The following is a 932-nucleotide window of genomic DNA, read 5'->3' as shown; positions in this document are numbered from 1 at the left end:
TGTAAATGCTGTTTCAAAATTCCCCACATGTGCTGTCGGAAAATTCCCCAGCACGGATATGGTGATCAGCCATTGAGGTGATCGATAGCTCCATGCTTTGGGGGCCTACCGCGGCGCTTTGGCGCTGCCGGTGGCATCAGATTGGCGTGGGCCCGTGTATGCTCGGGGATCAGATCGGCATGCTGGCGCAGGCGATAGCTGGCACCTTCGATGTGGACGACGACAGCATGGTGAAGTAGCCGGTCGAGCAGCGCGGTGGCGACGACCGGGTCGCCGAAGACCTCGCCCCACTCGGCAAAACCGCGATTGGAGGTCAGGATCATCGCTCCCTTTTCGTAGCGGGCATTGACCAGCTGGAAGAAGAGGTTGGCACCACCTGGCGTGATTGGCAGGTAGCCAATTTCATCGACGATCAGCAGCGAAGCCCGCGTGTAGAAGCGAATTTTCTCGGCCAGACGCCCCTCGCGTTCGGCTCTGGTGAGCGCCTCGAGCAGTTCTGCCAGAGAGCAGCGATAGACGCTGCGTCCGGCCCTGACGGCGGCCACGCCGATGGCTGTGGCCAGATGGGATTTTCCGGTGCCTGGCGGGCCCAGAAAATGCAACACCTCGGCCCGATTGATGAACTCGAGCTGGGCCAGCGCGGTGATGCGATGCCTGTCGAGTGAAGGCTGGAACGAGAAGTCGAAGCTCTCGATAGTTTTGATCGGCATGAGGCGGGCGGTGCGCAGTGCTACGCTGATGCGCCGTCCCTCGCGCAGGTTCAGTTCTTCGGCCAGCAGATCGTCGATGGCCTCGATGGCGCTGATCTCGCCCTTTTCCAGCCTGCCCAGCGTGTGATCAAGCGTTTCGAGGGCGCGTGCCATATGGAGAGCCAGCAGGCTTTGTCGGATGCGTTCGGTGACAGACATCATGCGGTCCCTTTGGCATTGATG

1 protein-coding gene is annotated in these 932 nt (G+C 60.7%); it reads right to left on the bottom strand.

Annotation, left to right across the window (positions count from 1 at the left end; genetic code table 11):
* Positions 1–65: 65 nt before the first annotated feature.
* Positions 66–863, bottom strand: coding sequence for an IS21-like element helper ATPase IstB (istB, locus tag B7449_RS11995; protein WP_276325865.1), 798 nt, complete (start codon positions 861–863; stop codon positions 66–68).
* Positions 864–932 lie beyond the last annotated feature (69 nt).

The sequence above is a fragment of the Komagataeibacter intermedius TF2 genome (assembly GCF_000964425.1).
Lineage (GTDB): Bacteria > Pseudomonadota > Alphaproteobacteria > Acetobacterales > Acetobacteraceae > Komagataeibacter > Komagataeibacter intermedius.
This window is presented reverse-complemented; position numbering and strand designations above follow the sequence as displayed.